4 protein-coding genes are annotated in these 4,066 nt (G+C 44.1%); all 4 read left to right on the top strand.

From position 1 onward, the window contains the following. Nucleotides 1-73: 73 nt before the first annotated feature. A complete protein-coding gene (gene coaBC / locus ACJMLT_RS04275; protein ID WP_405727087.1) occupies nucleotides 74-1,267 on the top strand; it encodes a bifunctional phosphopantothenoylcysteine decarboxylase/phosphopantothenate--cysteine ligase CoaBC in 1,194 nt (397 codons plus the stop codon). Nucleotides 1,268-1,463: 196 nt separating this feature from the next. After that, nucleotides 1,464-2,480, top strand: coding sequence for a transglutaminase-like domain-containing protein (locus ACJMLT_RS04270; RefSeq protein ID WP_405727084.1), 1,017 nt, complete (start codon nucleotides 1,464-1,466; stop codon nucleotides 2,478-2,480). Between the two features lie 104 nt (nucleotides 2,481-2,584). Next, the gene (locus ACJMLT_RS04265) at nucleotides 2,585-3,625 is read left to right on the top strand and encodes a type II secretion system F family protein (protein WP_405727081.1); all 1,041 of its coding nucleotides are present in this window, start codon (nucleotides 2,585-2,587) and stop codon (nucleotides 3,623-3,625) included. Between the two features lie 12 nt (nucleotides 3,626-3,637). Then, on the top strand, nucleotides 3,638-3,958 hold the full coding sequence (locus tag ACJMLT_RS04260) for a hypothetical protein (protein WP_405727078.1): 321 nt from the start codon (nucleotides 3,638-3,640) through the stop codon (nucleotides 3,956-3,958). The last annotated feature ends 108 nt before the right edge of the window (nucleotides 3,959-4,066 follow it).

Raw genomic sequence — 4,066 nt, 5'->3', positions numbered from 1 at the left:
ATGTTAAACTACTGTCAATGGTAAGCCGTAAGGCGATAAAAATGAAGTACGTAAAAGAAAAGGGAGATCAAAAATGTTAAAAGGCAAAACCGTTGTTTTGGGTGTAACAGGCAGTATTGCTGCTTATAAAATGGCAAATGTAGCAAGTATGCTGATCAAAATGCATGCAGACGTACATGTGATCATGACACAGAATGCATGCCAGTTTATCACTCCTGTTACCTTTGAAACATTGACGGGCAATAAATGTATGGTAGATACCTTCGACCGCAATTTCCAGTTCCATGTGGCTCATGTTTCCATTGCGAAAAAGGCAGACGTGGTTCTGATCGCACCTGCTTCTGCAAATGTGATCGGCAAACTCGCAAACGGCATTGCAGATGATATGCTGACAACCACTGTGATGGCATGCACATGCAAGATCATTGTTGCACCTGCCATGAACACCAATATGTATCATAATCCTATCCTGCAGGATAATCTGAAAAAACTGGCCGGCTACGGCTATGAAATCATTGCACCTGCAAAAGGTATGCTGGCCTGCAGAGATGAAGGCGACGGCAAAATGCCTTCCGAAGATGTTCTGGTAAACCACATCCTGAGAGAAATTGCTTATGAAAAAGATCTGGCAGGTCTGAAAGTGATCGTAACTGCAGGCCCTACACAGGAAAGCGTTGACCCTGTACGTTATATCACAAACCATTCCACGGGGAAAATGGGTTATGAATTGGCGAAAGCGGCAATGCTGCGCGGTGCGGAAGTAACACTGGTAAGCGGTGTGACCTCTCTGGCAAAACCCATGTTCATTGATTATGTGCAGGTAAGAAGCGCAGGAGATATGTTTGAAGCCATGAAGGAACGCTTCCTGGACAATGACATCATCATCAAAGCTGCTGCGGTGGCGGATTATACCCCCAGCACATATAACGAAGAAAAAACAAAGAAAAAAGACGATGATATGTCTATTCCTCTGACAAGAACACAGGATATCCTGAAATATATGGGCGAAAACCGTCGTGAAGGTCAGTTCTACTGTGGTTTCTCCATGGAAACTCAGAATATGCTGGAAAATTCCCGCGTGAAGCTGACGAAGAAAAATATTGATATGGTCGTTGCAAATAACCTGAAGGTGGCAGGCAGCGGCTTTGGTACAGATACAAACGTAGTGACCATGATTTCCAAAGAAGAAGAAATCGAACTGGAACTGCTGACAAAAGAAGAAGTAGCCCATAAGATCCTGGATCAGATTCTGAAACTGAAAGGCTGATCAAAGTTAAAACAAAACAGTGCCCGTGGAAACACGGGCATTTTTTTGCATATATAGTTACAAATAAGTATTGTTATTTAATTATATCTAAAATATTATAATTATTTTAGCCGAAATCTATTGATGTTTGCATGGAAATATTGTACTATGATAAAAACGAAGAACGAAAGGCTGCTTTCGTTGGGAGGGGAAGGAAATGAAACAGAGCATAAAAAAATGGCTTGCTGCAGGTATGGCCGCTGTTTTTCTGCTGACCGGCTGCGGTGGGCAGGAGGGAGTAAAAACAACAGAAACAGCAGGATTTCCGGAAGAAATGTATGTGGAAAGCAATGCAGTGGAAGATGTTCTGGCAGAACAGATGGTGCCGTTATCCGGTATACCTGTTGATCCCGCCTCCATTTGCATTCCGGAAGCTAGTGGTGTGATCGTTTATGGCGGCGATTCAAAAAGCAAGGGCGTGACCATGGATGCATCCAATACAGATCATGGCTATGTGATGATCAAATGTGACAATGGGTCTGATGCCAGAAAAAAGGTCATTGTACAGGGGCCTTCCGGTGTGAAATATACGTATAATCTGAATAAAAAGGGCGTTTTCGAAACATTTATCCTTTCTGATGGTGATGGGAAATACAGCATTGGTGTATACCAGAATGTGGAAGGTACAAAATACAGCACCTTGTTCAACAAACAGTTGGATGTAAAACTGGCAGATCAGTTTGCACCATTCCTCAGCCCGAATCAGTATGTGGATTATTCTCTTGACAGCCAGACAGTAAAGCTGGCAGCTCAGCTGACGGCAGGAAAGGCGGATGAACTGCAGAAGGTGCAGGCTGTTTACAACTATGTAGTCAAAAACCTGACCTACGACAAGCAGAAAGCGCAGACGGTACAGAGCGGCTACCTTCCTGTAGTCGATCAGGTTCTGGCAGAAAAGAAAGGGATCTGTTTCGACTATGCGGCACTGATGACAGCCATGCTCCGCAGCCAGAACATTCCGACAAAACTGGTGACCGGATATACAGGCTCCGCATATCATGCGTGGATCTCTACCTATACAGAAGAAATCGGCTGGGTAGAAGGGATCATTTTCTTTGACGGGGTATCCTGGAAACTGATGGATCCAACCTTTGCTTCCAGCGGCAATTCCAGTGATGCCATCATGAAATATATCGGTGACGGAAAAAATTATACAGAAAAATATCTCTATTGACATATCCCATAAAATTTATGAAAAACCGCTACGCATTGGCATTTTCGTGCTGAATGTGCAGGGGTTTTTCGTGCATCTGTAAAACAATGATTTTTGGAGGCAGTATGAAAGTAAAACTTTGGTCTAAAGAAGAAATTTCCTCTTTTTGTCTGGAATTATCCCTGCTTTTGAAGGCGGGCCTTCCTGCGGAAATGTGCTTTTCTATCCTTGCGGAAGAAGAAACGGATAAAGGGAAAAAAGCCGTTCTGGAAGGATTATATGAAAAAGCGGGTTATGGTGACTCTGTTTATGAAGCAATGAGAGAAAGTGGCGTTTTTCCGGAATATATGTTGAAAATGGTGATGGTTGGGGAAGAAACGGGCTATCTGGAGTCCACATTTCGTGCGCTTTCGGTATATTATGAAGACCGCCGCCGCACAGAACAGGCGTTGAAGGAAACCGTTGTTTTCCCGATCATTTTGCTTGTGATGCTGCTGGCAGTAGTCGTTGTTCTGATGACGGAAGTTTTGCCTGTCTTCCAGTCTGTCTTTGCGCAGCTGGGCGGAACACTTCCTCCTGCAGCAATGTTTTTCCTGCAGATCGGCACAGCATTGCAGAAGGCGAAAATCTTTTTTATAATTGTCGGAATTCTTCTTTTGATCGGTCTTGCGGCCGTGTTCTTCCATGAGAAAACAAGAGAAAAATGGAATCTGTTCTGGGCGAAGAAATTTACCGCTACCAGAACAGGTAAACTGTATGATGCAGCCCATTTTGCTTCTGCATTGTATATGGGCGTTTCCGGTGGACTGGATTCCGATAGGGCAATGGAAATGGCAGAATCTTTTTGCGGAGAAGGTATGCAGGCGCAAATCTCTGCCTGCAGAAAATCTGCTTTGATGGGGAGCCCTCTGTCAGAGGCGATCGAAGAACAGAAACTGATGAAACCCATGTATTGCCGTATGCTTTCCGTAGGGGTGAAAACAGGTGATCTGGACAGTACACTGGAAGAAATCAGCCGCAGAAGCGAAGAAGAGGCTGCTGCATCCCTGCAGAAAATGGCTTCCCGTGCGGAACCTGCCGTTGTGATCATTCTCTGTGCTGTGGTTGGTATATTACTGCTTTCTGTGATGTTCCCTCTGGTGGGCATCATGCAATCTCTTGGATAAGGGGGCAGTTGTATGAAAAAGAAAGAAAACAGGCTGCTTTTTTTTCTGGCGGAATATGTAATTTCCTTTGTTTTGTTTGGAGGGATTGCGGTACTTTGTCTTGGAGGTATCCATAGTGCAGAAGAAAAGCAGCGTGCAGAAGCACTGCGTATTGCGGAGGAAAGTATTCTGCGTGGGGCAGTCAGCTGCTATGCTTTGGAAGGTTTTTATCCGCCTGATTATGAATATCTGAAAGAAAATTACGGCATTCGTGTAGATGAAGAAAAATATACGGTGTTTTATTCCGTTTTCGCATCCAATATGATGCCTGATATTACGGTTGTTGAGAAATGAGGGGAAATAGATGGGAAAAGGATCCCGTTTGCTGGAAACACTGCCGAACTATCTGCTGTTTTTCCTGTTTGTATCCTGCATGTTTCTGGCTTTGCTAAGTGGTGCAAA

This window comes from Anaerotignum sp., assembly GCF_045122575.1.
Classification (GTDB): Bacteria; Bacillota; Clostridia; order Lachnospirales; family Anaerotignaceae; genus Anaerotignum_A.
Note: the sequence above shows the minus strand (reverse complement) of the source record. Positions and strands in the feature narration are given on the sequence as shown.

Coding starts and splice junctions, on each gene's coding strand:
- coaBC (WP_405727087.1), top strand. CDS start 74: ATGTTAAAAGGCAAAACCGTTGTTTTGGGTGTAACAGGCAGTATTGCT.
- ACJMLT_RS04270 (WP_405727084.1), top strand. CDS start 1,464: ATGAAACAGAGCATAAAAAAATGGCTTGCTGCAGGTATGGCCGCTGTT.
- ACJMLT_RS04265 (WP_405727081.1), top strand. CDS start 2,585: ATGAAAGTAAAACTTTGGTCTAAAGAAGAAATTTCCTCTTTTTGTCTG.
- ACJMLT_RS04260 (WP_405727078.1), top strand. CDS start 3,638: ATGAAAAAGAAAGAAAACAGGCTGCTTTTTTTTCTGGCGGAATATGTA.